At 70.2% G+C, this 21160-nt stretch carries 28 protein-coding genes and 1 tRNA gene; 12 read left to right on the forward strand and 17 right to left on the reverse strand.

Going from position 1 to position 21160, the window contains the following annotated elements; translation table 11 throughout:
* Positions 1–10: 10 nt before the first annotated feature.
* A complete protein-coding gene (locus tag AB0G11_RS42680) occupies positions 11–730 on the reverse strand; it encodes a metallophosphoesterase (RefSeq protein ID WP_219508162.1) in 720 nt (239 codons plus the stop codon).
* A 9-nt stretch (positions 731–739) separates the two neighbouring features.
* The gene (locus tag AB0G11_RS42685; protein WP_357592579.1) at positions 740–1177 is read right to left on the reverse strand and encodes an Lrp/AsnC family transcriptional regulator; all 438 of its coding nucleotides are present in this window, start codon (positions 1175–1177) and stop codon (positions 740–742) included.
* A 49-nt stretch (positions 1178–1226) separates the two neighbouring features.
* On the opposite strand from AB0G11_RS42685, the gene AB0G11_RS42690 reads away from it, so the two are divergent.
* Complete coding sequence (locus AB0G11_RS42690) at positions 1227–2120, forward strand: SMP-30/gluconolactonase/LRE family protein (RefSeq protein ID WP_357592581.1); 894 nt, start codon at positions 1227–1229, stop codon at positions 2118–2120.
* Positions 2121–2122: 2 nt separating this feature from the next.
* Here AB0G11_RS42690 and AB0G11_RS42695 read toward each other — a convergent pair whose 3' ends face one another.
* Both AB0G11_RS42695 and AB0G11_RS42700 read right to left on the reverse strand, forming a co-directional pair.
* Entirely contained in the window at positions 2123–2857 is a 735-nt protein-coding gene (locus AB0G11_RS42695) for an ABC transporter permease (protein ID WP_357592583.1), read from the reverse strand.
* Positions 2854–3759 (reverse strand): ABC transporter ATP-binding protein, encoded by a 906-nt coding sequence (locus AB0G11_RS42700; protein WP_219508166.1) that lies wholly within the window; start codon positions 3757–3759, stop codon positions 2854–2856. Before AB0G11_RS42700 ends, AB0G11_RS42695 begins: the two co-directional genes overlap by 4 nt.
* 109 nt (positions 3760–3868) lie before the next feature.
* On the opposite strand from AB0G11_RS42700, the gene AB0G11_RS42705 reads away from it, so the two are divergent.
* From AB0G11_RS42705 to dnaN, 3 genes are all read left to right on the forward strand, one after another.
* Positions 3869–5296 (forward strand): histidine kinase, encoded by a 1428-nt coding sequence (locus AB0G11_RS42705; protein ID WP_357592585.1) that lies wholly within the window; start codon positions 3869–3871, stop codon positions 5294–5296.
* 3 nt (positions 5297–5299) lie between these two features.
* Positions 5300–5950: a response regulator transcription factor gene (locus AB0G11_RS42710; protein ID WP_219508168.1), complete on the forward strand. Its 651-nt coding sequence runs from the start codon at positions 5300–5302 to the stop codon at positions 5948–5950.
* 66 nt (positions 5951–6016) lie between these two features.
* Positions 6017–7114, forward strand: a complete 1098-nt coding sequence (dnaN, locus tag AB0G11_RS42715) for a DNA polymerase III subunit beta (RefSeq protein ID WP_219508169.1) — start codon at positions 6017–6019, stop codon at positions 7112–7114.
* On the opposite strand, the gene AB0G11_RS42720 is transcribed toward dnaN, so the two are convergent.
* Complete coding sequence (locus AB0G11_RS42720; protein ID WP_357592587.1) at positions 7100–7540, reverse strand: MarR family winged helix-turn-helix transcriptional regulator; 441 nt, start codon at positions 7538–7540, stop codon at positions 7100–7102. The genes dnaN and AB0G11_RS42720 overlap by 15 nt on opposite strands.
* Positions 7541–7646: 106 nt before the next feature.
* On the opposite strand from AB0G11_RS42720, the gene AB0G11_RS42725 reads away from it, so the two are divergent.
* Positions 7647–8483: an SDR family oxidoreductase gene (locus tag AB0G11_RS42725; protein WP_219508171.1), complete on the forward strand. Its 837-nt coding sequence runs from the start codon at positions 7647–7649 to the stop codon at positions 8481–8483.
* A 4-nt stretch (positions 8484–8487) separates the two neighbouring features.
* Here the strand turns inward: AB0G11_RS42725 and AB0G11_RS42730 are convergent, their stop codons facing one another.
* From AB0G11_RS42730 to upp, 5 genes are all read right to left on the reverse strand, one after another.
* Complete coding sequence (locus AB0G11_RS42730; protein WP_219508172.1) at positions 8488–9168, reverse strand: FadR/GntR family transcriptional regulator; 681 nt, start codon at positions 9166–9168, stop codon at positions 8488–8490.
* A 101-nt stretch (positions 9169–9269) separates the two neighbouring features.
* Complete coding sequence (locus tag AB0G11_RS42735) at positions 9270–10613, reverse strand: helix-turn-helix transcriptional regulator (RefSeq protein WP_357592589.1); 1344 nt, start codon at positions 10611–10613, stop codon at positions 9270–9272.
* Positions 10614–10709: 96 nt separating this feature from the next.
* Positions 10710–11243: a PH domain-containing protein gene (locus tag AB0G11_RS42740; protein WP_219508174.1), complete on the reverse strand. Its 534-nt coding sequence runs from the start codon at positions 11241–11243 to the stop codon at positions 10710–10712.
* Positions 11244–11496: 253 nt separating this feature from the next.
* Positions 11497–11715 carry a hypothetical protein gene (locus tag AB0G11_RS42745; RefSeq protein WP_219508175.1) on the reverse strand — a complete coding sequence of 73 codons (219 nt, stop codon included), beginning with the start codon at positions 11713–11715 and terminating at the stop codon, positions 11497–11499.
* Between the two features lie 126 nt (positions 11716–11841).
* Positions 11842–12480 carry a uracil phosphoribosyltransferase gene (gene upp, locus AB0G11_RS42750; protein ID WP_357592591.1) on the reverse strand — a complete coding sequence of 213 codons (639 nt, stop codon included), beginning with the start codon at positions 12478–12480 and terminating at the stop codon, positions 11842–11844.
* Positions 12481–12638: 158 nt separating this feature from the next.
* On the opposite strand from upp, the gene AB0G11_RS42755 reads away from it, so the two are divergent.
* The 4 genes from AB0G11_RS42755 (at position 12639) to AB0G11_RS42770 (ending at position 14194) form a co-directional block, all read left to right on the forward strand.
* The gene (locus AB0G11_RS42755) at positions 12639–13154 is read left to right on the forward strand and encodes a tRNA adenosine deaminase-associated protein (RefSeq protein WP_219508177.1); all 516 of its coding nucleotides are present in this window, start codon (positions 12639–12641) and stop codon (positions 13152–13154) included.
* 14 nt (positions 13155–13168) lie between these two features.
* Positions 13169–13645, forward strand: coding sequence for a tRNA adenosine deaminase-associated protein (locus tag AB0G11_RS42760; protein ID WP_219508178.1), 477 nt, complete (start codon positions 13169–13171; stop codon positions 13643–13645).
* Complete coding sequence (tadA, locus tag AB0G11_RS42765) at positions 13642–14097, forward strand: tRNA adenosine(34) deaminase TadA (RefSeq protein ID WP_219508179.1); 456 nt, start codon at positions 13642–13644, stop codon at positions 14095–14097. Before AB0G11_RS42760 ends, tadA begins: the two co-directional genes overlap by 4 nt.
* Before the next feature lie 10 nt (positions 14098–14107).
* A tRNA-Ser gene (locus tag AB0G11_RS42770) sits at positions 14108–14194 on the forward strand.
* 79 nt (positions 14195–14273) lie between these two features.
* On the opposite strand, the gene AB0G11_RS42775 is transcribed toward AB0G11_RS42770, so the two are convergent.
* On the reverse strand, positions 14274–14570 hold the full coding sequence (locus AB0G11_RS42775; protein WP_219508180.1) for a type II toxin-antitoxin system VapB family antitoxin: 297 nt from the start codon (positions 14568–14570) through the stop codon (positions 14274–14276).
* Positions 14571–14618: 48 nt separating this feature from the next.
* Positions 14619–15455, reverse strand: a complete 837-nt coding sequence (locus AB0G11_RS42780) for a neutral zinc metallopeptidase (RefSeq protein ID WP_357592593.1) — start codon at positions 15453–15455, stop codon at positions 14619–14621.
* Positions 15456–15558: 103 nt separating this feature from the next.
* Here AB0G11_RS42780 and AB0G11_RS42785 point away from each other — a divergent pair, with 103 nt between their 5' ends.
* Positions 15559–16158 (forward strand): LysE family translocator, encoded by a 600-nt coding sequence (locus AB0G11_RS42785; RefSeq protein WP_357592611.1) that lies wholly within the window; start codon positions 15559–15561, stop codon positions 16156–16158.
* A gap of 69 nt (positions 16159–16227) precedes the next feature.
* Positions 16228–16926 (forward strand): DUF4097 family beta strand repeat-containing protein, encoded by a 699-nt coding sequence (locus AB0G11_RS42790; RefSeq protein WP_357592595.1) that lies wholly within the window; start codon positions 16228–16230, stop codon positions 16924–16926.
* Positions 16927–16932: 6 nt separating this feature from the next.
* Here the strand turns inward: AB0G11_RS42790 and AB0G11_RS42795 are convergent, their stop codons facing one another.
* The 3 genes from AB0G11_RS42795 to AB0G11_RS42805 are packed head-to-tail and all read right to left on the reverse strand — an operon-like array spanning position 16933 to position 18901.
* Positions 16933–17808 (reverse strand): hypothetical protein, encoded by an 876-nt coding sequence (locus tag AB0G11_RS42795; RefSeq protein ID WP_357592597.1) that lies wholly within the window; start codon positions 17806–17808, stop codon positions 16933–16935.
* A 7-nt stretch (positions 17809–17815) separates the two neighbouring features.
* Positions 17816–18316: a SigE family RNA polymerase sigma factor gene (locus AB0G11_RS42800; protein WP_357592599.1), complete on the reverse strand. Its 501-nt coding sequence runs from the start codon at positions 18314–18316 to the stop codon at positions 17816–17818.
* Between the two features lie 48 nt (positions 18317–18364).
* Positions 18365–18901, reverse strand: a complete 537-nt coding sequence (locus AB0G11_RS42805; protein WP_357592601.1) for a helix-turn-helix transcriptional regulator — start codon at positions 18899–18901, stop codon at positions 18365–18367.
* A gap of 101 nt (positions 18902–19002) precedes the next feature.
* On the opposite strand from AB0G11_RS42805, the gene AB0G11_RS42810 reads away from it, so the two are divergent.
* The gene (locus AB0G11_RS42810) at positions 19003–20049 is read left to right on the forward strand and encodes a serine hydrolase domain-containing protein (RefSeq protein ID WP_357592603.1); all 1047 of its coding nucleotides are present in this window, start codon (positions 19003–19005) and stop codon (positions 20047–20049) included.
* A 72-nt stretch (positions 20050–20121) separates the two neighbouring features.
* Here the strand turns inward: AB0G11_RS42810 and AB0G11_RS42815 are convergent, their stop codons facing one another.
* Together AB0G11_RS42815 and AB0G11_RS42820 are read right to left on the reverse strand one after the other, a co-directional pair.
* Complete coding sequence (locus AB0G11_RS42815) at positions 20122–20505, reverse strand: DoxX family protein (RefSeq protein ID WP_357592605.1); 384 nt, start codon at positions 20503–20505, stop codon at positions 20122–20124.
* Between the two features lie 45 nt (positions 20506–20550).
* A complete protein-coding gene (locus AB0G11_RS42820; RefSeq protein WP_357592607.1) occupies positions 20551–21024 on the reverse strand; it encodes a carboxymuconolactone decarboxylase family protein in 474 nt (157 codons plus the stop codon).
* Between the last annotated feature and the right edge of the window lie 136 nt (positions 21025–21160).

A 21160-nucleotide genomic window follows, 5' to 3' on the forward strand; every position in this document is an offset into this window, starting at 1 on the left:
AACCTCAAGGCTACTTGAGGATGACCGGGCGGAAGTGGGTCACCAGCCGTTCGCCGTCGAAGAAGTGCAGGGCGAAGCCGGGCGGCAGGTCGTAGGTGACGGGGAAGGCGGCGTCCGTCTCGACCTGGGTGAGGCAGGTGGAGACCACGCCGGGGGCGACGGCCACGGGCAGCCCGGCGAACCTGGCCGTCGCGCCGGTGTGGGCGTGGCCGGCGAGCACCGCGACGACGTTCGGGTGGGCGCGCAGCAGTTCTTCGAGCCGCTCCGGCTCCCGCAGCCGGATCTCGTCCACGTACGGGATGCCGAGCTCGACGGGCGGGTGGTGCATGCCGACCATGGCGGGGACCCCGGGCCGTTCCGACAGGACGGCGTCGAGCCGGGCCAGCGTCTCGTCGGCGAGGAACCCGTACGGGCGGCCGGGGACGCTGGAGTCGGCGAGCGCGATCGTCAGCCCGTCGAGCCGGATCGCCTGGTCGGCGGGCCCGATCCGCTTCTCGAACTCGGGGACGGAGTCGTGGTTGCCGGGACACACGGCCAGCGGCACGTCGGCCCGCAGGATCCCGGCGGCCACCTCGTACTCCTCGGCGAGCGCGTGGTCGGCGACGTCCCCGGTGACCACGACGGCGTCGATCTCGAGCGTGGCGAGGTGGCGCATGACGGCCTCGGCCCGCGTCACGCTCGCGTCGGAGCCGCCGATGTGGATGTCGCTGATGTGCGCGAAGACCGTCATCCGTGCACCTTACGCGATGGGGATCGGGCGCTCGAAGAAGGTCTCCAGCACCACGATCGACTGCGTGCTGGTGACGCCGTCCACCTCGAACACCCGGCGCAGCGCGTCCTGGAGGTCCTTGGTGGTCGCCGTACGGAGCTTGAGGAGCACCGAGGCGGGACCGGCGATCACGTGGGCCTCCTCGACGGCGGCGATCGCGGCCAGCCGGTCGGCGCTGCCGCCCATCCACGTGGCGCCGTCGACCAGCACGTACGCGACCACGCCGAGGCCGACGGCCTCGGGGTCGACCTCGATGGTGGTGCGCCGGATCACGCCGCGCTCGCGCAGCTTGCGCACGCGCTCGTGCGCGGCCCCGGCCGACAGCCCGACCGCTCTGCCCAGGATCGCGTACGACTGGGTGGCGTCATCCTGGAGGAGACGGATCAGTGTCTTGTCAATGTCATCCATAGCCATATGCTATTAGGAAATTTCCGGCTTTGACCGAAGGACATTCAGTATGATCCCCACCGAATTCGAGGTGCTCGACGAGCGGTTCGCCACCGTGGGCGGCGACTCCTGGCTCGAACGGCTGCACACCGGCTCCCGCTGGGCCGAGGGCCCGGTGTACGTCCCGGCGGGCCGCTACCTGGCGTGGAGCGACATCCCCAACGACCGGATGCTGCGCTGGGACGAGATGAGCGGCGCGGTCGGCCCGTTCCGTCAGCCCGCCGGCTACACCAACGGCAACACGCTGGACCGCGAGGGCCGGCTGATCTCGTGCCGTCAGGGCGAGCGCCGGGTGGTCCGCACCGAGCACGACGGCTCGATCACGGTGCTGGCCGAGCGGTGGCAGGGCAGGCGGCTCAACAGCCCCAACGACGCGGTGGTGCGCTCCGACGGCTCGCTCTGGTTCACCGACCCCAACTACGGCATCACCAGCGACTACGAGGGGGTCAGGGCCGAGCAGGAGATCGACGGCTGCCACGTCTACCGGGTGGACCCCGTCACGGGCGAGGTGCGGATCGTGGCCGGCGACTTCGAGCGGCCCAACGGCCTGGCCTTCTCACTGGACGAGACGCGGCTGTACGTGGCAGACACCCGCAGGGGCCACCTGCGGGTGTTCGACGTGCGTGAGGACGGCACGCTCGCCGGCGGCGAGGTGTTCGCCGAGGGCGGCGGCCGTTACGACGGGATGCGCCTGGACGACCAGGGCCGGGTGTGGGCCGCCGCCGGCAAGGCCGTGCACTGCTACGCGCCCGACGGCGCCGCGCTCGGCCGGCTGCACGTGCCGGAGGACGTGGCCAACCTGGTGTTCGGCGGCCTCAAGCGCAACCGGCTGTTCATCGCCGCCACCTCCTCGCTCTACTCGCTCTACCTCAACGTCACCGGCGCCCGCCCGGTGTGGGCCTGAGCTCACTCCCACTTGAACAGCTTCACGGCCAGCCCGCCGAACAGCGCCAGCCCGACCAGCATCACGGCCAGGTGGGGGAGCTGCGGCCAGTCGCCCGTCCAGGTGTCGCGCATCGCGTTGACGAACGGGCCGACCACCGAGTAGTCGCTGATCGTGCGCAGGGCGTCGGGCATGATCTCGCGCGGGAGCCACATCCCGGCCAGGAACAGCAGCGGGAACATGACGACCGAGCCGATGCCCGGGGCGGCCTTGCTGCTGGGCGCGACGGAGGCGATCACCAGCCCGAGGGCCAGCATCGCCGCCGCCCCGAGCAGGAAGACCAGCACGAACCCGATCAGGTTCGCCGGCACGTGGGAGCCGAGCACCAGCGCCCCGAGCACGATCACCAGGACGGCGGCGATCGCGGCGACGGCCAGGTTGATCACCAGTTGCGCGCCGAGCAGCCGCCCTGGGTGCACCGGCGTCGTCGACATCCTGCGCAGCACGCCCTGCTCGCGGTAGGCGGTCAGCACGCCGGGAAGGGCGGTGAAGGACATCGTCATCAGGGCGAGCAGGATCATCTGCGCGGGCAGCTGCGCGTCGACGAACCGGGCCCCGCCGAGGTTCGGGTCGGGCTTGCCGAGGTCCGGGATCTGCCCCAGGCCCAGCAGCAGCCCGATGGGCAGCACGAGGCCGAACGCCAGGATCGGCCAGTCGCGCAGGTGGAGCTTGGTCTCCATCAGGAGGATCTTCTTCATGCCAGCTTCCTTCCGGTGAGAGCGAGGAACGCGTCGTCCAGCGTGGCCTGCTCGATCCGCAGGTCGCCGGGGATGACCTGCTGGTCGGCCAGGGCCATCGTGACCGCGTGCGCGAGGTTGCCCTTGCCGGTCACGACCATCTGCTGGCCGCTCCTGCTGACGTCGGTGACCTCGGGCAGGGCCAGCAGCACCGCGTCCGAGACGGGGGCCGACGGCCGGAACCGCAGCCGCTGCTCGCCGCCCACCCGCTCGATCAGCCCGGCGGGGGAGTCGACGGCCACCACGCGACCGGCGTCGATGAGCGCGATGCGGTCGCAGAGCCGCTCGGCCTCCTCCATGAAGTGCGTGACCAGCACGATCGTCACGCCGGAGTCGCGCACCTGCTCGACCAGCTCCCAGGTGTCGCGGCGGGCCTGCGGGTCGAGCCCGGTGGTGAGCTCGTCCAGCACCGCGATGCGCGGCTTGCCGACGAGCGCGAGGGCGACCGACAGGCGCTGGCGCTGGCCGCCGGAGAGCTTGCCGAACATGGCGTCCTTCTTGGCGCCGAGCCCGACGCGTTCCAGCAGCTCCCGCCAGTCGGCCGGGTCGGGGTAGAAGGACGCGTACAGGTCCAGCGCCTCCCAGACCTTGATCTTCTCCGGCAGCGCGGAGCTCTGGAGCTGCGCGCCGAGCACCCGGCGCAGGTGGTCGCGCTCGCGGTGCGGGTCGATGCCGGCGACGCGGATGGCGCCGCCGTCGGGGACGCGCAGCCCGGAGACGCACTCGACGGTGGTGGTCTTGCCGGCGCCGTTCGGGCCGAGGATGCCGAAGATCTCGCCCTCCGACACCTCGAACGACACGTCGTGCACCGCCACGTGGTTGGGGTAGCGCTTGTGGAGGTTCTCGACCTCGATGACGTTCATGGCTTCGACGCTAGAGTTCGCGCAGGTCACCGGGAATGCGGTTGGTTGCCGGGCAAGGGTGTACCTAGGTGCAATGTGAGAGTGCGCCTGGATCACGCACACTGGTGACATGCTCCGGAAGTACGGGATCGTCCTGGCGTTGCTGACGCTGGCCGCTTACGAACTGGTCGTGATCGTGGCCGCGTTCCTCACGGTCATGGCGACGTTCGGCCTGGGCATGGTGTTCCTGTTCCCGCCGGCGGTCCGGATGATCAGAGGGGTGACCGGGCTCACCAGGAAGCTGGTGCGCACCTCGTCCGGCATCGAGATCGAGGCGCCCTACCTGCCCCCGCCGCCGCCTCCGCAGCCGCAGTCCGACGGCATGTACCGCCACGGCCGGACCCTGTACAAGTCGCCCCGGGTGCCCGCCTGGAACGACCGGTGGAAGTGGATGCTCACCGACCGGGCGACCTTCCGCGACGCGCTGTGGCTGCTGCTCGACCCGCTGGTCAAGGTGGCCCTGGTCCCGTTGCTGCTGCTGATGCCCGAGCGCGGGCTCCGGCTGTACGGGCTCTGGTGCGAGCTGCTGCTGGGCCCGACCGCGGCCAGCAGGCTGGCCAGCCAGGTCAGCCACCTGAGCCGGGTGCGCAACCTGGCCGTCGACACGCAGGCCGCCGAGATGCGCCGCATCGAACGCGACCTGCACGACGGCACCCAGGCCAGGCTGGTGGCGATCGGCATGACGCTGGGCGCCGTCGAGAACCTGGTCGACACCGACCCGGCCGCCGCCAAGGCGCTGCTGGCCAAGGCCCGCGACGCCTCCGCCGAGACGCTGACCGAGCTGCGCCGGGTCATCCGCGGCATCCACCCGCCGGTGCTGGCCGAGCGCGGCCTCGGCGACGCCGTGCGGGCGCTGGCGATGGACAGCGCGCTCAAGGTGACGGTGGAGGTGGACCTGCCGCACCGGCCGGAGGCTCCCGTGGAGGCCGCCGCCTACTTCGCCGTGAGCGAGCTGCTGTCCAACGCCGCCCGCCACGGCGGCGCGACCCGGGCCACGGTCGACATCAGCACCAACGGCCCGAGCCTGCGCATCACGGTGAGCGACGACGGCTGGGGCGGCGCCGATCCCGCCAAGGGCAGCGGCCTGACCGGCATCGAACGGCGGCTGGCGGCCTTCGACGGCGTCATGGCGCTGCACAGCCCGCCCGGCGGGCCGACCACGGTGACGATGGAGCTGCCCCGGGTGCTGCCCGAATACTGGGCGGGCGACCTGCCCAAGCTGCCGCGCTGGAAGATGATCACCGTGGTCACCCTGTGGGCGACGGCCTGGTGCCCGCTGTTCCCGCAGGGGATCGTGACGGCCATCTTCAAGATCTTCGGAGTCGAGGAGAAGACCTGGTTCCTGGCGCTGCACCTGCCGGAGCCCTACCAGTGGCCGGTCATCGCGTTCATGGTCGTGCTCGGCACCATGATGTACGTGGCCGCGGTCGCCATCCCCGCCAACCACAACCGTGACCTGTGGATGTGCAACACGACGCCGACCAACCTATGGTTCTGAGTGATGAACCGCGTACTCGTCGCCGAAGACCTCTATCTCCTCAGGGACGGCCTGGTCCACCTGCTCCAAGCGCACGGCTTCGAGGTCGTGGCCGCCGTGGAGACCGGCCCGGAGCTGCTCAGGGGGCTGCTGGAGCTGCGCCCTGACGTGTCCATCGTCGACGTGCGGCTGCCGCCGACCAACACCGACGAGGGCCTGCAGGCCGCGCTGGCCGCCCGCAAGCAGGTGCCCGGGCTGCCGATCCTCGTGCTCTCCCAGCACGTCGAGCAGCTCTACGCCCGCGAGCTGCTGGCCGACGGCTCCGGCGCGATCGGCTACCTGCTGAAGGACCGGGTGTTCAACGCCGAGCAGTTCGTCGACGCGGTGCGCCGGGTGGCCGGGGGCGGCACGGCCATGGACCCCGAGGTGATCGCCAAGCTGCTGGCCAGCAACGCCACCCACGAGCCGCTGGCCACGCTCACCCCGCGCGAGCGCGACGTGCTCGAAGCGATGGCCGAGGGGCGCTCCAACGCGGCCATCTCGCAGCGGCTGTTCCTCAGCGAGAGCGCGGTGGCCAAGCACACCGCGGGCATCTTCGCCAAGCTCGGCCTGGCCCCCTCCGACGACGACAACCGCCGGGTCCTGGCCGTTCTCGCCTACCTCAACAGCCGCTAGCGGGATTCTTTGTCGGTAGGCTCGGCTATTTTCTAGAGGGCAGGCCGCGAAGAAAGGGTGGATCAGGTGAAAATCCGGGTTAACCGTGACGTGCTGGCCGACGCGGTCGCATGGGCGGCCAGGGTCCTGCCCAGCCGGCCCGTGACGCCCGTGCTCTCCGGGCTCCTGCTGGAGGCGGGCGAGGAGCTGAGCCTGTCCGCGTTCGACTACGACGTGTCGGCGCGCGCCCTGGTCGACGCCGACGTGGCCGAGTCCGGCAGTGTGCTGATCCCCGGCCGGCTGCTCGCCGAGATCAGCAGGAGCCTGCCCGCCGACGACGTCGAGCTGGTCACCGAGGGCCAGGAGGCGGTGCTCACCTGCGGCAGCGCCGAGTTCGGGCTGATCACCATGCCCGTCGAGGACTTCCCGAGCCTGCCCGCGATGCCGCCCGCCATCGGCGCGATCGGCGGCGGCGTGTTCGCCTCGGCCGTCGGTCAGGTGGCCCCGGCCTCCAGCCGCGACGACACGCTGCCGATGCTGACCGGCATCAGGGTCGACGTCGACGGCGACCTCGTCACGATGGCCGCCACCGACCGCTATCGCATCGCGGCCCGCGAGTTCGCCTGGCGTCCGGCCAGCCCCACCGCCTCGGTCTCGGCCATGGTGCCGGCCCGCGTGCTGGTCGAGGTGGCCAAGTCGCTGCGCGGCGGCGAGGTGTCGGTCGCGTTCGGCGACGGCGTGGCGGGCTTCGAGAGCGTCGGGCGCAGCACCACGGTGCGGCTGCTCGACGAGCAGTTCATCGACTACCGCACCCGGCTGACCGCCGACTGGTCGATCCGGGCCGACGTGCCGGTGGCGCCGTTCGTGGCGGCCATCAAGCGGGTGGCGCTGGTGGCCGAGCGCAACACGGCGATCCGCCTGTCGTTCAGCCAGGGCCAGGTGCGCATCCAGGCGGGGGGCGGCGACATCGGCCGGGGCTCGGAGGTGGTCGAGTGCGAGCTGCGCGGCGACGACATCCAGATCGCCTTCCAGTCGCAGTTCATCCTCGACGGGCTCGTCGGCATCGAGACCGACCTGGCGCGCATCAACATGGAGTCGCCGACCAGGCCCGCCCTGATCCAGGACGTGCCCGGTGACGCCGAGCCCGCCTTCCGCTACCTGGTGATGTCGCTACGGCTGAGCTGAGATCAGCCTGAAGACCCTCTTGAACTCGGCGTAGGTCTCCTCGCCGACGGCCTTGGCGTAGCGGTCCTCGATGGCGGCCACGATCGCGTCGGAGCGGGCCATCTCGTCGAGCCCCTTGCGGGTGGGCACGATGAGCTTGGCCCGGCGGTCGGCCGGGTCGGGTTGCCGCTCCACGTAGCCGAGCTCGACGAGCTCGTCCACGAGCGTGCCGACGACCTGCTTGTGCTGCCCCGACAGGGCGGCCAGGTCGGTGGCCCGGCTGCCTTCCTCGTTCAGGTAGGCCAGCACGGCCCCGTGGCGCGGCCTCAGCCGCGGATGCCCCTGCTCGGCAAGGGTGGAGAAGAGCTCTCGCTGCAGCCGGAAGAGCATGCGGCTGCTCAGGACCCCGATGTCGGGGTCGGCTTGCTTGTTGTCACTGCGGCGCACGGCCACATCCTCCTATTAGTCACCAAACTTGACCGTCATTATTTCTTACTATACGTTGGCTGTATGAGCGGGACGCACCGGTTCCGCCTGATGAGAGAGAGCCGACATGACGATCTTGATCACTGGCGCGACCGGCACCGTCTCCAGTGCCCTGCTGCGCGCCCTGCCCGGCACCGACGACGTCCGCGTGCTCGTCCGCGATCTGGCCAAAGCGCCTGACGGCGTCGAGGCGGTGGCCGGCGACCTGGACCGGCCCGACACCCTGGAGCCCGCGTTCAAGGGCGTCGACACGCTCTGGCTGCTCACCGCGATGGGCCCGCAGGCGCCCCACGCCAGCATGAACGCCGTCTGGGCCGCCCGTCAGGCGGGCGTGCGCCACGTGGTCCGCATGTCGGCCATCGGCGCCTCCCATGACGCCCCCACCCGCAACGGCCGCCTGCACGCCCTGTCCGACGTGGAGCTGACCGCCTCCGGGCTCGACTGGACGATCATCCGCCCGGCGTTCTTCATGCAGAACCTCTTCGGCTCGATCAACGGCACGACCCTGTACGGGTCCACCGGCGAGGGCAGAATTGGCCTGATCGACGTGCGCGACATCGCCGAGTTCGGCGCCCGCGTGCTGGCGGACCCGTCGGCGCACCGGGGCAGGACCTACACGCTCACCGGGCCGGAGAGCATCTCGCTGCGCGAGGCCGCCTCCCGGCTGACCCCCGTCTACGGCACGCCCATCGGCTACGAGCCGGTCACCCCGGAAGGCGCCTACGAGGCGATGCTGGGCGCCGGGCTGCGCGAATGGGACGCGGCGGTCAACACCGAATACGCTCGCGCCTACGCGAGCGGCTGGGGCGACTACACCACCGAGGACTTCGCCGGCGTCGTCGGCCGTCCGGCGCGCTCCTTCGAGGAGTTCGCCGCCGACCACGCCGACAGGCTCAGGCCCTGAGCTCCTACGGTTCCGACTCCGTCAGGGCGATGAGGATGTGCTCCATGCAGGCGTGCCCGGCCCGCTCGGCGGCGCTGACGTCGCCGGCGGCGATGGCGCGGGCGATCGCGTCATGCGGGATGTAGCTCTTGTTGAGCGAGGTGCCCGCCGCGGTGATGCTGGCCCGCAGCGCCGCGGAGAAGTCCTCGTAGAGGTCGATGAGCACCAGGTTGTGGGTGGCGTGCGCGACCGCCATGTGGAAGGCCAGGTCGGCCTCGACGAACCGGTCGGGGTCGTCCAGCTCCCAGGCCCGGTCACGCTCGGCCAGCGCGGCCTCGATGAGCCGAATGTCCTCGTCGGTGCGGCGGGTGGCGGCCAGCCGGGCCGACTCGACCTCCAGCGCGCGGCGCACCTCGAAGATCTCCAGCTGCTCGGCCTGCCGCAGGCGCCTGAGCATGGCCCCCGAGAGCTCGCTGGTCGCCCGTACGTAGGTGCCGTCGCCCTGCCGGCACTCCAGGAGACCGGCGTGGGTGAGCGCGCGTACGGCCTCCCGAACGGTGTTGCGCCCGACTCCGAGTTGCTCGGCGAGCACGGTCTCGGTCGGGATCTTGCCGTTCATCGGCCACGACCCTGAGGTGATCTGTTCCTTGAGCTGGTCGATCACCTGGTCGACGAGCGAAGCCCGCTGCGCCGTACGCAGACTCACAGTCCGCCTCCTCCGGGGGAAACCAATCATCCTATGAGTCAATGACTGGGAAACCCTAGTGTATTCCAGCCGCTAAATGCTGGAGCCCCCGGAGGGTAGGTTCAGCGGGAAACTGTGGAATCGGCGGTCAGCCCGGCCAGCATGGAACGGACCCCGGCGGCTTCCAGCGCCTTACGATAAGCGGAGGTCTGCTGTGCTCGGTCCGCCACCTGGCCGTAAAGGTCGCCCAGCTCACGCCAGCAGCGCGCGGCTGGCCGGTCGGAGCCGAACGGCTGCCGGTTGCGCCCGGCGAGCAGCGTGTGGGCCGCCCCCAGGTGCGCCGACGGGTCGCCGCCCAGACCGATCGCGACCGTGGCGTGCAGCAGGTGCGCCTCCGCCGTGGCCGTGCCCGGGACGTCACGCAGCAGGCCGAGCGCCTGCGACGCGAGCTCGCCGGCCCGCACCAGGTCGTTGGCCCGCAGCCGGACCCGCGCGTGCGCGATCAGGCTCTCGCCGTGCTCGCGCTCGTTGCCCGGGTGGGCGCCGAACGTCCGCGCCGCCTGCTCGACCAGGCGCTCGGCCTCGTCGATCGGCGCCGTGGCCAGCCGCGCCCAGTGCATCGCCGTACGGGCGAGCTGCAGCGCGAGCCGTCGCTGACGGCCGGCGTTGATGGCGTCGTCGGCGAGCCGGACGGCCAGCGCGGAGTCCTCGCCCGCGGCCGCCGCGTTGCTCGCCTGCCAGAGCGAGCGCACCTCTCCGGAACGGTCCACATCATCGGGCGCCTCGCTGAGATCGAGCACCTTCTTGACGTAATCCAGCTCGGCGGAGTGGCCTTCGCGGTCGCCGCGCGCCTCGACCAGCACGGCGGCCAGGTCGACGGCGATCTCGCCCTGCGTGATGGACATGCGCTCGGCCTGCTCCAGCGCGCGGACGGCCAGGTCACGGGCGCGCAGCCGGTCGCCGGCCCGCTGGTAGCAGCGGCTCAGCGCGATCGTCAGCGGCAGGTCGGCCAGGCGCTCGGGATGCGCGGCGGCCTCCCGGCGCAGCCGCTCGAAGGCCTCGACGGCCTGCCCGAGCCGGCCCTGCGCCTCCAGCGCACGGGCCCTGCCGAAGCGGGCCTGCGCCGTGAGCATGGCGTTTTCCTCGTCGGCCGCCTTGACGATCTCCGTGTAGCGCTCGGCGGCCACCACCGGGTCACCGTGCTGCAGCTCCAGCTCGGCATGACGGAGCCCGAGCTCGGTGTCGATCCGTTGCCGAGGCTCGATCCCATGCAGGAGGAACTCGGTGGTGCATCCCAGCCTCTCGGCCAGGAGACGGGCGACGACGGGAGTCGGCGTGCGCTTGCCCGACTCGATCAGCGAGACGTAACTGTCCGACAGGTCGGGTCCGGCCAGCTGGGCCTGCGACATCCGCCTGTTCAGCCGCAATCCTCGGACGCGGTCACCGATGGTTCCCTGACTCGGCATCTCATCTCTCAAGGCGGGGAAGGGTCAACAACACGCAATGATTGCACGAAGTAGCCGAATCTGGTATCCCCGGGTGAAGAATTCCCCACCTGGAGATTAATCGTCTCCGTCATCCTTGCCGGGAAATAGCATCTGGCAGACCTCCAGGTACAAGGTCTCCGGATACGGAATGTACTCCACGTTGGACAGTGCCTGGTCCTGGCCGGCGGACTCCAGGATGAACTCTCCGTAGCCGAGCATGCGCCCAAGCAGAGATCGCTGGAAGCTCATGTCGGTGACTTTCGCCAACGGCATCATCGCCACTTTGCGCGTGATCAGGCCGGTGGTCAAGAGCATCCGTTTCGAGGTCACCACAAAGTAATCGACCGACCACTCCGCGACTTTCCATACGAAACGGATCAGCAGCAGCAGCCAGAGCCACCACACGACGACGAGGGCCGTGCCGCCCCCCTCGCCGCCGCCGAAGAATCGGCTGAGCAGTCCGGCGATGATCAGGCCGCCGAAGACCTCGGCGACCGGACGGAGCAGCACGGCTGGGTGACGCCGCACCATGATGACCTGTTGTTCGTGGGGGAGTAGGTAACGGTTGACCGACGACGGAGCAGAGTCCCCGTGGGTCACAAGTCTCATGCGAGGTTGTTCACGAATTGAGCCAGCGAGTCGGCCGCGTTGAACACGGTGTCGAACGCCCCTCTGACCGCGTCAGCGGCGTCCGCTGGTCGCGCGAACAGGTAGTACGCGACAAACGCGATACCACCGTATGTGAGGACTTTTTTGACCTGCACTGTCGCCTCCGTACCACTTACCCACTACACCCGCCGTATACATTACCCACCCTGTTGCCGGGGTAAAGGTGCTCTTGGCGAGCTAGTTATGATCTTGCCTAGCCTCGGTCACTGGCCACCAGAGCGAGGACGTGGAGGTGTTTGCGGGCGATCCGCTCGACGAGGCTGGGGTGGGCATAGCCGGTGACCTCCAGCGCCCCGTAATGAGCGGCCTCGACGCAGCGCGTCACCGTCGCGGAGGAGTGGACGCCCGCGAACTCCTCGCACAGGGCCGTCTCCACCTCCGAGTACGGGCTCGGATCCGCCTCGGTGCTCACGACGCCACCCCGGCGGTCTGAATAACGCTCATCGTGCTCCCCCACGCCCTGCGGAAGTTGCCTTCCTCACTCTACGTACCCACACAAGTACAGTATGTAACGAAGAGGTCGCAGCGCGTGGGTCGTTCAGACGACTCCGTAGAGGCGGTCGCCCGCGTCACCCAGTCCGGGGACGATGTAGCCGTTCTCGTTCAGCCGCTCGTCGAGCGCTGCCGTGACGACCCGGACGGGCTTGCCGGAGCTGGCGAACACCTTGTCCATGTACGCCAGGCCCTCGGGGGCGGCCAGCAGGCACAGCGCCGTGACGTCCACGGCCCCCCGTTCGAACAGGAACTGCACCGCGGCGGCCAGCGTGCCGCCCGTGGCCAGCATCGGGTCGACCACGTAGCACTGCCGCCCGGACAGGTCGTCGGGCAGCCGCGTCGCGTACGTCTCGGCCTGCAGCGTCGACTCGTTGCGGATCATGCCGAGGAAGCCGACCTCGGCCGTCGGCAGCAGCCGCGTCATGCCCTCCAGCATGCCGAGCCCGGCACGCAGGATCGGGACGACGAGCGGCGCCGGCTTGGCCAGCCGGACGCCCTTGGCCGTGGCTACCGGGGTCTGGACGGTCACGTCGGTGACGCGGACGTCGCGGGTGGCCTCGTACGCGAGCAGCGTCACCAGCTCGTCCGCGAGCCTGCGGAAGGTGGGAGAGTCGGTGCGGACATCGCGCAGCGTGGTGAGCTTGTGCGCCACGAGCGGATGGTCGACGACGAGGGTTTCCATAAGGGACAACGCTATCTTGTGTGACACGTACCGGCACGTTGTGGTCTTGGTTTTGATCACAATTTGGTCGGAGCGGCACACGACGGCAGGCCGGTTCTGGAACGATTGGAAACCGGCTAGAGGCTATGGTCCGACAGGGCCGGCTGTGGGGGATGGCGATGGCGATGACAGACGAAGACGCGCTCGATTTCGCCATCGTGGTCTACCGCGAGGACGAGTGCTGGGACGCCGAGCTGCTGCCGGTCGCGCTCACGTCCGACCTCCAGGGCCTGATCAAGGCCCTGCGCCAGCAGCCGAGCGAGAGCGGCACGATTGGCCTGGTCGCCGTGGGGGATGAGTTCTTCGTGGCGCTGCGCGTGCTCGGCGATCGGGTCGATGTCTTCCTCTCCGACATCGCCGCGTCCTGGGACTTCCCGCTGGCCAGGCAGGTTCTCGACTACCTCGACGTGCCCGTGCCCGACGAGGAGGAGCTCGACGAGATCCTGCAGGACGAGGACACCGCGCTGCCCGCCGGTGACCTGTCGATCTTCGCCGACCTCGGGCTCGACGAGATGGAGCTGGGCATCCTGTCCGGCGACGTCGACCTGCTGCCCGACGAGGTGCTGTCGAGCGTCGCCGCACGGCTGGGCTTCTCCGAGCCGTTCGAGCGTGCCATCGAATCGGTCTTCGACTGACCCCTGGAGCGCACATGGCGGCCAACACCTTCTCTGCGGCCTTCGTCAAGACCGCCGGCGGCTGGAGTGGCGCCGAGGTCGACCTGCGTGACGCCGAGATCGTCGACGACCTGGGCGACGCCGTGACCGAGGCGCTCGGCCTGGCCGGCGACGAGCTGGCGCTGCTCTGTGTCGAGGTGGAGGACGAGTGGTTCGCCATCGTCCGCTACCGCGACGACGACGAGCCCCGGGTCTTCCTCTCCGACGCCCACGCGGTGCCCGCCGACCACCTGGGCGAGCTGTTCGCCGAGTTCGCCGGCGTCGTGCCCGACAAGGAGGGCAACGAGCTCGGCGTCCGCCCCGCCGGCGACTTCGAGCTCCTGTCCGACCTCGGCGTCAGCTCCGAGGAGCTGCTGGAGCTGAGCATGGAGGAGGGCATGCTGCCCGCCGACATCCTCTCCGTGCTCGCCGAGAAGCTGTCGTTCGCCGACGAGCTCGACCGGCTGAGATGAGCCACGAGGCCGCGATGCGCCTGGCCCTCGCCCAGGCCGCCGCGGCCGGCGCCCGCGGCGAGGTCCCCGTCGGCGCCGTCGTGCTCGGCCCGCGGGGCGAGGTCCTCGCCGAAGCCGGCAACGACCGCGAGGCGAGCGCCGACCCCACCGCGCACGCCGAGGTGCTCGCGCTGCGCGCCGCCGGCCGCCTGCTCGGGAGCTGGCGCCTGACCGGCTGCACGCTCGTCGTCACGCTCGAACCCTGCACGATGTGCGCCGGCGCCGCCGTCCTGTCCCGCGTCGACAGGATCGTGTACGGGGCCGTCGACGAGAAGGGCGGGGCCGCCGGGTCCCTCTGGGACGTGGTCCGCGACCGCCGGCTCAACCATCGGCCCGAGGTCGTCATGGGAGTCCTGGCCGGGGAGAGCTCCGAGATCCTTAAGAAGTTCTTCGGCACTCGGCGGATCCGGTAAGCTCGTCGGCGGTGGTGTCGCCTAGTGGCCGAGGGCGCACGCCTCGAAAGCGTGTGATGGGGCAACTCATCCGTGGGTTCAAATCCCACCACCACCGCTCACGACGAAGAGCCTCCCCGCGGGGAGGCTCTTCGCATTTGCGCACACGAAAAAGGGCCGCGGATTCGCGGCCCTTTTCAGCTCGGCAGTTCGAGCACCCTGGCGTGCAGGATCGATCGCTGGTGCAGCGCCGCGCGCAGCGCCCGGTGCAGGCCGTCCTCCAGATAGAGATCGCCCTGCCACTGCACCACGTGCGGGAACAGGTCGCCGTAGAAGGTGGAGTCGGCGGCCAGCAGCGAATGCAGGTCCAGCATGGCCTTCGTGGTGATCAAAGAGTCGAGCCGGACCTGCCGCGGCGGTATCTGCGCCCACTCGCGGTTGGACAAACCATGTTCGGGATAAGGCCGTCCATCGCCGACCAGCTTGAAGATCACCCCCCTCATTTTAGGAGAGATTTCGAATACATGCGCTCTCGACGGCCGTCACAGCAGGTCGGAGGGGGTGCATCGGCCGGGCTGGCCGGTCTTGTAGCCGACCTGGAAAGCCGCCACGCGCTGTTGCGAACTGCCGTGGGTGAACGACTCCGGGTCGACCCGGCCGCCGCTGCGCCGCTGGATCCGGTCGTCGCCCACGGCCGCCGCCGCGTCGAGCGCCTGGGCGATGTCGGCGTCGGTGAACCGCTGCTCGTAGAAGCCGCCCTCGTAGGCGTTCCTGGCCCACACGCCGGCGTAGCAGTCGGCCTGGAGCTCGGTGGCCACCGAACCGCCGCCTTCCAGCGCGCCGAGCAGGTTCTGCACGTGGTGGCCGTACTCGTGGGCGATCACGTACGCCTGCGCGAACGGGCCGCCCTGCGCGCCGAACTGGGTGCGCAGCTGGTCGAAGAAGCTCAGGTCCAGGTAGACGCGCTGGTCGCCGGGGCAGTAGAACGGCCCGACGGAGGAGTCGGCCGCCCCGCAGGCCGTGCGGACGCCGCCCGTGTAGAGGACGGTCTTGGCCGTCGTGTATTCGGGCAGCTCCTTCTTCCAGTAGTCCTGGATGCTGTTGACCACGCCGACGACCTGGCACTTCTCACTCTGGTCGGCGTCCCTGCCGGTGCGGCACTGCTCGGCGAGGTTGGCGGGCGGTTGCCGCTGGGCGGGCTCGGGCTCGCCGCCGACGTTGCCGAGCAGGGCGAACAAGACGAACGCGATCAGCGTGACGATGCCGCCGCCGCCGATGACCATGCCGCCGGGGCCGCCGGGGAACCGGCCGCCGCCGCCTCGGCCGCCGGCGTCCTGCACCTGCGAGGCGTCGAGGTTGACGTCGTCCCTGAAATCCATGCGCGCCCCTTTCCTGGGGCTGGTCCGCTTCCCAGAAAGCCGTCCTGGGTAACATGCGACTATGTCGACCGGAATCGTAGGAATCGCGCTGATTTCTCTGGGAATGGTGCTGACCCCGGGACCGAACATGATCTATCTGGTCTCCCGGTCGATCTCCCAAGGCCGCCGCGCCGGCCTCATCTCCCTCGGGGGCGTCTTCGTCGGGTTCTCCACCTACCTGGCCGCCACCTGCCTCGGCCTGACCGCCGTCTTCGCGTACGTGCCCGCCGCCTACACCGCGCTGAAGCTCGCCGGCGCCGCCTACCTGCTCTGGCTGGCCTGGAACGCGGTCAAGCCCGGCGGCACCTCCGCCTTCGAGGCCCGCGAGCTGCCCGTCGAGGCGCCGCGGCGGCTGTTCGCGATGGGGCTGTTCACCTGCCTGCTCAACCCCAAGATCGCGATCCTCTACCTGTCGCTGCTCCCGCAGTTCATCGACCCGGCCCAGGGCAACATCCTGCTCCAGAGCCTCGTGCTCGGCTCGGCCCAGATCGCCGTCGGCACCCTGGTCAACGCGCTGATCGTGGTCACCGCGGGCAGCCTCGCCGTGTTCCTGGGCCGCCGCCCGCTCTGGGTCCGCGTGCAGAGGTACGTGACCGGCACCGTCCTGGGCATCATCGCCATCCGCATGGCCACCGACCGGTCCAAGGCCCTGACCGCCGCCTAGGCGTACTCAGGGGAAGTCTCAGGGACTCACCGGAGGTTCGCCCCGGCGCGATCGAGAACAATCGACGTCATGAACCTGAAGAGAACGGGCGCGATCGCGGCCCTGCTGGGGCTGGCCGCGATGACGGTGGGCTGCGGGGTCGTGGGCGGCCCGCAGCACGAGGACACGGTGTCCTACGACGTCACCGGCACGGTGACCGCGCTTCAGGTCGAGGCCGACTCGGGCGAGATCGAGGTGGTCGAGTCCGATCGGCAGGGCGTGCACGTCACCGAGCACCTCACCTGGAACAAGAGCAAGCCCACCCCCACCCACGAGGTCCACGACGGCACGCTCGTGCTCAAGTTCACCTGTCCGAGCGGCTGGGTGGGCAACCTGAGCTGCGAGGTCGGCTACAAGGTCGAGATCCCGCGCGGGCTGCGCGTCAAGGCCGGCAGCGACTCGGGCGAGGTGACGCTGCGCGGCCTGTCCGGGCAGGTGGAGGTGACCAGCGACTCCGGCGCCATCGAGGCCACCGGGCTCACCGGCAAGCAGGTCGCGGCCAGGACCGACTCCGGCGGCATCGACCTGGCCTTCGCCGGCGCCCCGGACAGCGTGGAGACGAAGTCCGACTCCGGCAACGCGCTGATCCGCGTGCCGGACGGGTCGTACAACATCACCGCCAAGTCCGACTCCGGCAACAAGGACGTCGGCGCCACGCACGACCCGTCGGCGGCCCGGACGATCCGCATGGTCACCGACTCCGGCGACGTCGAGGTCCGGGCCGCGTAGGCGTCACTACCCGCGATCCTGGCCCGTCCACAGGTAGGTGACGTCCGGCACCCGCCCGGCCGTCTCGCCCGCCTCGTCGTAGGCGGTCACGGTGACGGGCGGGGTGTCGATGACCTCAAGCGGCTTCCCCAGCGCGTCCAGGCGGCTGCGCGGGTCGGAGCGGTGCGTCGCGGGCACGCGCCCGACGAAGAACCCGTTCGCCACCACCGCGTCGGCCTGCCGCCCGGGGGACCACTCGATCGCCACCCGCCGCACGCCCGGCCCGACCCGACCGGCCACGACCCGGAAGTACCCGCTCCGCGGCTTTTCGCTGCGGATGGCGCGTTCGTCCGTCTGCACCACGTACGCGTCCACGGTGAGGTCGCCCGTCAGCCCGGCGGCCAGGCCGCCGGGAGCCTTGTGGCCCCAGTACGTGAACACCGCCGGCTCGCCCAGTTCGCCCTTCGGCACCGGCGTGCAGAAGACGAACCCGGCCGTGCTGCCGAGCAGCGCCGTCGACCCCTCGCCGTCGGTGAAGCGCGCCAGCACCCGGAAGTCCTCGATGCGGCCCTGCTCGGGCAGCCGGCGGCCGGGGTCCATGCCGTGCACCGGGCCGCCCTCGGGCATGCAGTCGCGGATCATCCGCGCCTGCTCGGAGGTGCTGGCCGGCAGCCTGATCAGCTCGGCGGCGGCGTCGCGGCCCCCGAGGCCCGGAAGGCCCGCCAGGGGGGAGGCGATGACCGTGCCCACCAGGCACGCGGCCACCAGCCCCGCCACCGACCAGGACGTCCGCCGCCGCCGCGCCGAGCGGGCGAGCGCCCGGTCGACGTAGGCGCGCGGGTGGACCGGCCGGGCCCGGCCGGCCAGCAGGTGCAGCTCCTCGGCGATGTTCCGCTCGTCCACGTCCACTTCAGGCCTCCAGGGTGACGGGTCGGCCGATCAGCTTGCGCAGCTTCGCGACGGCCTGGTGGGTCTGGCTGCGCACGGTCCCGACCGAGCAGCCCATGATCTTGGCGACCTCCGACTCGGGCAGGTCCTCGTAGTAACGCAGCACCAGCACCGCGCGTTTGCGCGCGGGCAGCGCGCGCAGCGCCTCCTGCATGGTGATGCGGGTCTCGATCTCGTCGGGCCGCTCGGTCTGCGGCCGGTCGGGGAGGGCCGCCGTCGTGTGCTCCCGGCCCCAGCGCGGACTGCGCCACCGGCTGACCTGCTCGTGGTACATCACCCGCCGCACGTACGCCTCGGGCGCGGAGCGGATCTTGCGCCAGCGGCCGGCGGTCTTCGCCAGAGCGGTCTGCAGCAGGTCCTCGGCCGCGTGCTGGTTGCCGGTCAGGACATAGGCCAGCCGGATGAGGCTGTCCGAGCGAGCCGACACGAACTCGGCGAACTCGCTCTGGTGGTCGGAATGCAAGAGGCCTCCTCTGGTCTCACCCGCATAGATGCGGCGGAGGCGGCGGATCTATGGCGTGTCGCGGCTCAGTCGTTCGGCGTGGTCGCGGAACCAGTCGAGCATGAACCGGCCCGAGGCGATGCCGTAGGAGAGCGCGGCGCGCTGGTGGGTGGCCAGGTCGCGGTGCTCATCGGGGACGTTGAGGGCGTCGAGGCGCTCGTCGAGGTCCGTGAGGGTGGCGAGCTCCGCCTCGATGCGCGCCGTGATGCGGCGCATCACCGGCAGGCGTTCCGGCTGCTCGACCAGGCCGAGGAAGTAGAGCCTGGCCAGCGCCGCGGTCTCCAGGTCCGGCCCTGCCGGGTCCGCCGTCATCCAGGTGCGGAACTCCTCGCGGCCGGCGTCGGTCACGCGGTAGACCTTGCGCCCGCGGCCGCCCTCGACGCTGGCCACCTCGATGAGCCCCCGGGCGAGCAGGCCGTCGAGGGCGCGTTTGATGCTGCCTGAGCTGGCGCTGTAGAAGAGCGCGACTCCGCTCTCGAACGCCTTGATGAGGTCGTAGAAGCTCATCGGGGTGATCAGGAGCAGACCGAGGATCACGTGGGCCACCGGCCGAGTCTAGCCCGGTTGACTCTCATAGACATGACTAATAGATATGTCTATGAGAGATGTCCACGAGAGATGTCTACGAGAGATAAGGGGTCGCGCTCATGGTTCCCGCCGACATCGACGCCCGCATGAACCGCCTGCTGGACAAGCTCGCCGCCCGGCGCGGCCTCCACCACGTCAACCTCGCCGTCGCCCGAGGGGACCGGCGCTGGTCCGGCGCCGCCGGCTTACCGGGCCCCGACACGCCGTTCTTCGTCGCCAGCGTGACCAAGCGGTTCATCATCACGCTGGTCCTCCAGGCCCACGAACGCGGCGAGCTCGCCCTGGACGCGCCCATCACCGCCTACCTGCCCACGGAGATCACCGACCGGCTCCACGTCCTCGACGGCGTCGACCGCACCCCCGAGATCACCGTGCGCCACCTGGCCAGCCACACCTCCGGGCTGCCCGACTTCTTCGAGTACCGAGGCGACGGCCCCAGCCTCTTCAAGCACCTGGCCGCCGGAGAGGACGTCTCCTGGACGTTCGAGGAGGCGATCGAGATGGCCCGGCGGCAGGGCCCGCACTTCGCGCCCCAGGACCTCACCGCCCCCCGGCAGAAGGCCCGCTACTCCGACACCGGCTTCCAGCTGCTCATCCGCATCGTGGAGACGGTCACCGGCCGGTCGTTCGCCGATCTGCTCGCCGACCGCGTCACCGGACCGCTGGGCCTGACGAGCACCGGGCTCCCGGACCGTCCCCTGCCCCTCTACGCCCGGCGCCGCCGCGTGGACCTGCCCGGCCTGGTGAGATCGTCCAACGACCTGACCAGCACCACCGGCGACCTTCTCACCTTCCAGCAGGCGCTGCTCAAGGGGGAGCTCTTCAAGGACCCGCGCACGGTGGGCCTCCTCACCGAACGGCGCAACCGCCTGCGCAACGTCCCCGTGCTCACGTACGGGCTGGGCACCATGTTCTTCACCGTGGGCCGCCTGGCCGCGCCGAGCCGCCACCCCGCCACGCTCGTGGGCCATTCGGGGGTCACCGGCACCTGGCTCTTCCACTGCCCCGAGCTCGACCTCCACCTGGCCGGCACCGTCGACCAGCTGGAAGGCAGGGCCGTCCCGTTCCGGATCATGGCCCGCTGCCTGAGCATCTGGCGAACCTGACCGTCAGCTCCCGTCGTGGTGGTGCCACGGGAACTCGCCCTCCGGCCGGGCCGGCGCCGTCCCGCTGCCCAGTCAGCCGATGAAGGGTTCGAGGCCGAAGCGGCCCCACGCGACGAAGGCGGCCAGGGCAAGGTAGACCAGGTTCCCCGCGGCCGACATGACCTCACCACGGCGCAGGTGCGTGACCATCGCGCCGACCATCAGCAGCACCACACCGACCGCCGCCACCGGCACCAGAACCGGCACGATGCCGGTCACGGCGGGCAGGACGAGTCCCACCGCTCCCAGGACCTCGATGGTCCCGAGGATCTTCAGGAACCCGACGCTGAAGTCCGCGGTCCATCCCGCGCCGCGCATGGCGGCCATCTTCTCCCGGGGCACGATCAGCTTGCCGACGCCACCGATGGGGAGGACGACGGCCAGCAACCCGGCGCAGATCCACAGAGCGACATTCATGAGATTTCTCCTGACAAGGGGCTGTAGGCGTATCGGTCCTGCTCGTCACCCGTGCCGGCCGGGCCGGTAGTCGCCGGCGGGCTGCCGGGTGATGACGTTCACGCGGTTGACGGCGTTGATGAGGGCGATGAGGGACACCAAGGCGGCGAGCTGGTCCTCGTCGTAGTGCTTGGCGGCATTCGCCCAGACCTCGTCGCTGACGCCACCGGCCGCATCAGCGATGCGGGTACCCTGCTCGGCCAGCTCCAGGGCGGCGCGCTCGGCCTCGGTGAACACCGTGGCCTCCCGCCAGGCCGCGACCAGGTTGAGACGGGTGGAGGTCTCCCCTGCGTGCGCGGCGTCCTTGCTGTGCATGTCCACGCAGACCGCGCACCCATTGATCTGACTGACGCGCAGCAACACCAGCTCGCGCGTCACGGACGGCAGCGTCGACTCCGCGGCCACCTTGCCCGCCGCCACGATGTGCTTCAGAGACCTGCCCGCGACCGGGTTGCCGAAGAGGTTCAAGCGAGCATCCATCGCGCTCTCCTTGTCGTTGTTCCGTTGTCGCCCCTCTAGGACCAACGCCGTTCAGTTAAGGGAGAGGGCTGTTCGTCAAGACCGGTGAACAAAGCAGCGGAGCCGCTGTAGAAGAGGTCTGTCACTCCAAGACATC

Source organism: Nonomuraea sp. NPDC023979, from assembly GCF_040639085.1.
Lineage (GTDB): Bacteria > Actinomycetota > Actinomycetes > Streptosporangiales > Streptosporangiaceae > Nonomuraea > Nonomuraea ceibae.

What these genes read in the sequence shown, in the direction of transcription:
- AB0G11_RS42685 (WP_357592579.1), bottom strand. Translation starts at nt 1,177, where the DNA reads ATGGATGACATTGACAAGACACTGATCCGTCTCCTCCAGGATGACGCC.
- AB0G11_RS42725 (WP_219508171.1), top strand. Translation starts at nt 7,647, where the DNA reads ATGACGATCTTGATCACTGGCGCGACCGGCACCGTCTCCAGTGCCCTG.
- AB0G11_RS42705 (WP_357592585.1), top strand. Translation starts at nt 3,869, where the DNA reads ATGCTCCGGAAGTACGGGATCGTCCTGGCGTTGCTGACGCTGGCCGCT.
- AB0G11_RS42820 (WP_357592607.1), bottom strand. Translation starts at nt 21,024, where the DNA reads ATGGATGCTCGCTTGAACCTCTTCGGCAACCCGGTCGCGGGCAGGTCT.
- AB0G11_RS42695 (WP_357592583.1), bottom strand. Translation starts at nt 2,857, where the DNA reads ATGAAGAAGATCCTCCTGATGGAGACCAAGCTCCACCTGCGCGACTGG.
- AB0G11_RS42690 (WP_357592581.1), top strand. Translation starts at nt 1,227, where the DNA reads ATGATCCCCACCGAATTCGAGGTGCTCGACGAGCGGTTCGCCACCGTG.
- AB0G11_RS42680 (WP_219508162.1), bottom strand. Translation starts at nt 730, where the DNA reads ATGACGGTCTTCGCGCACATCAGCGACATCCACATCGGCGGCTCCGAC.
- AB0G11_RS42735 (WP_357592589.1), bottom strand. Translation starts at nt 10,613, where the DNA reads ATGCCGAGTCAGGGAACCATCGGTGACCGCGTCCGAGGATTGCGGCTG.
- AB0G11_RS42760 (WP_219508178.1), top strand. Translation starts at nt 13,169, where the DNA reads ATGGCGGCCAACACCTTCTCTGCGGCCTTCGTCAAGACCGCCGGCGGC.
- AB0G11_RS42785 (WP_357592611.1), top strand. Translation starts at nt 15,559, where the DNA reads ATGGTGCTGACCCCGGGACCGAACATGATCTATCTGGTCTCCCGGTCG.
- AB0G11_RS42700 (WP_219508166.1), bottom strand. Translation starts at nt 3,759, where the DNA reads ATGAACGTCATCGAGGTCGAGAACCTCCACAAGCGCTACCCCAACCAC.
- AB0G11_RS42740 (WP_219508174.1), bottom strand. Translation starts at nt 11,243, where the DNA reads ATGAGACTTGTGACCCACGGGGACTCTGCTCCGTCGTCGGTCAACCGT.
- AB0G11_RS42815 (WP_357592605.1), bottom strand. Translation starts at nt 20,505, where the DNA reads ATGAATGTCGCTCTGTGGATCTGCGCCGGGTTGCTGGCCGTCGTCCTC.
- AB0G11_RS42810 (WP_357592603.1), top strand. Translation starts at nt 19,003, where the DNA reads ATGGTTCCCGCCGACATCGACGCCCGCATGAACCGCCTGCTGGACAAG.
- upp (WP_357592591.1), bottom strand. Translation starts at nt 12,480, where the DNA reads ATGGAAACCCTCGTCGTCGACCATCCGCTCGTGGCGCACAAGCTCACC.
- AB0G11_RS42710 (WP_219508168.1), top strand. Translation starts at nt 5,300, where the DNA reads ATGAACCGCGTACTCGTCGCCGAAGACCTCTATCTCCTCAGGGACGGC.
- tadA (WP_219508179.1), top strand. Translation starts at nt 13,642, where the DNA reads ATGAGCCACGAGGCCGCGATGCGCCTGGCCCTCGCCCAGGCCGCCGCG.
- AB0G11_RS42755 (WP_219508177.1), top strand. Translation starts at nt 12,639, where the DNA reads ATGGCGATGACAGACGAAGACGCGCTCGATTTCGCCATCGTGGTCTAC.
- AB0G11_RS42790 (WP_357592595.1), top strand. Translation starts at nt 16,228, where the DNA reads ATGAACCTGAAGAGAACGGGCGCGATCGCGGCCCTGCTGGGGCTGGCC.
- AB0G11_RS42780 (WP_357592593.1), bottom strand. Translation starts at nt 15,455, where the DNA reads ATGGATTTCAGGGACGACGTCAACCTCGACGCCTCGCAGGTGCAGGAC.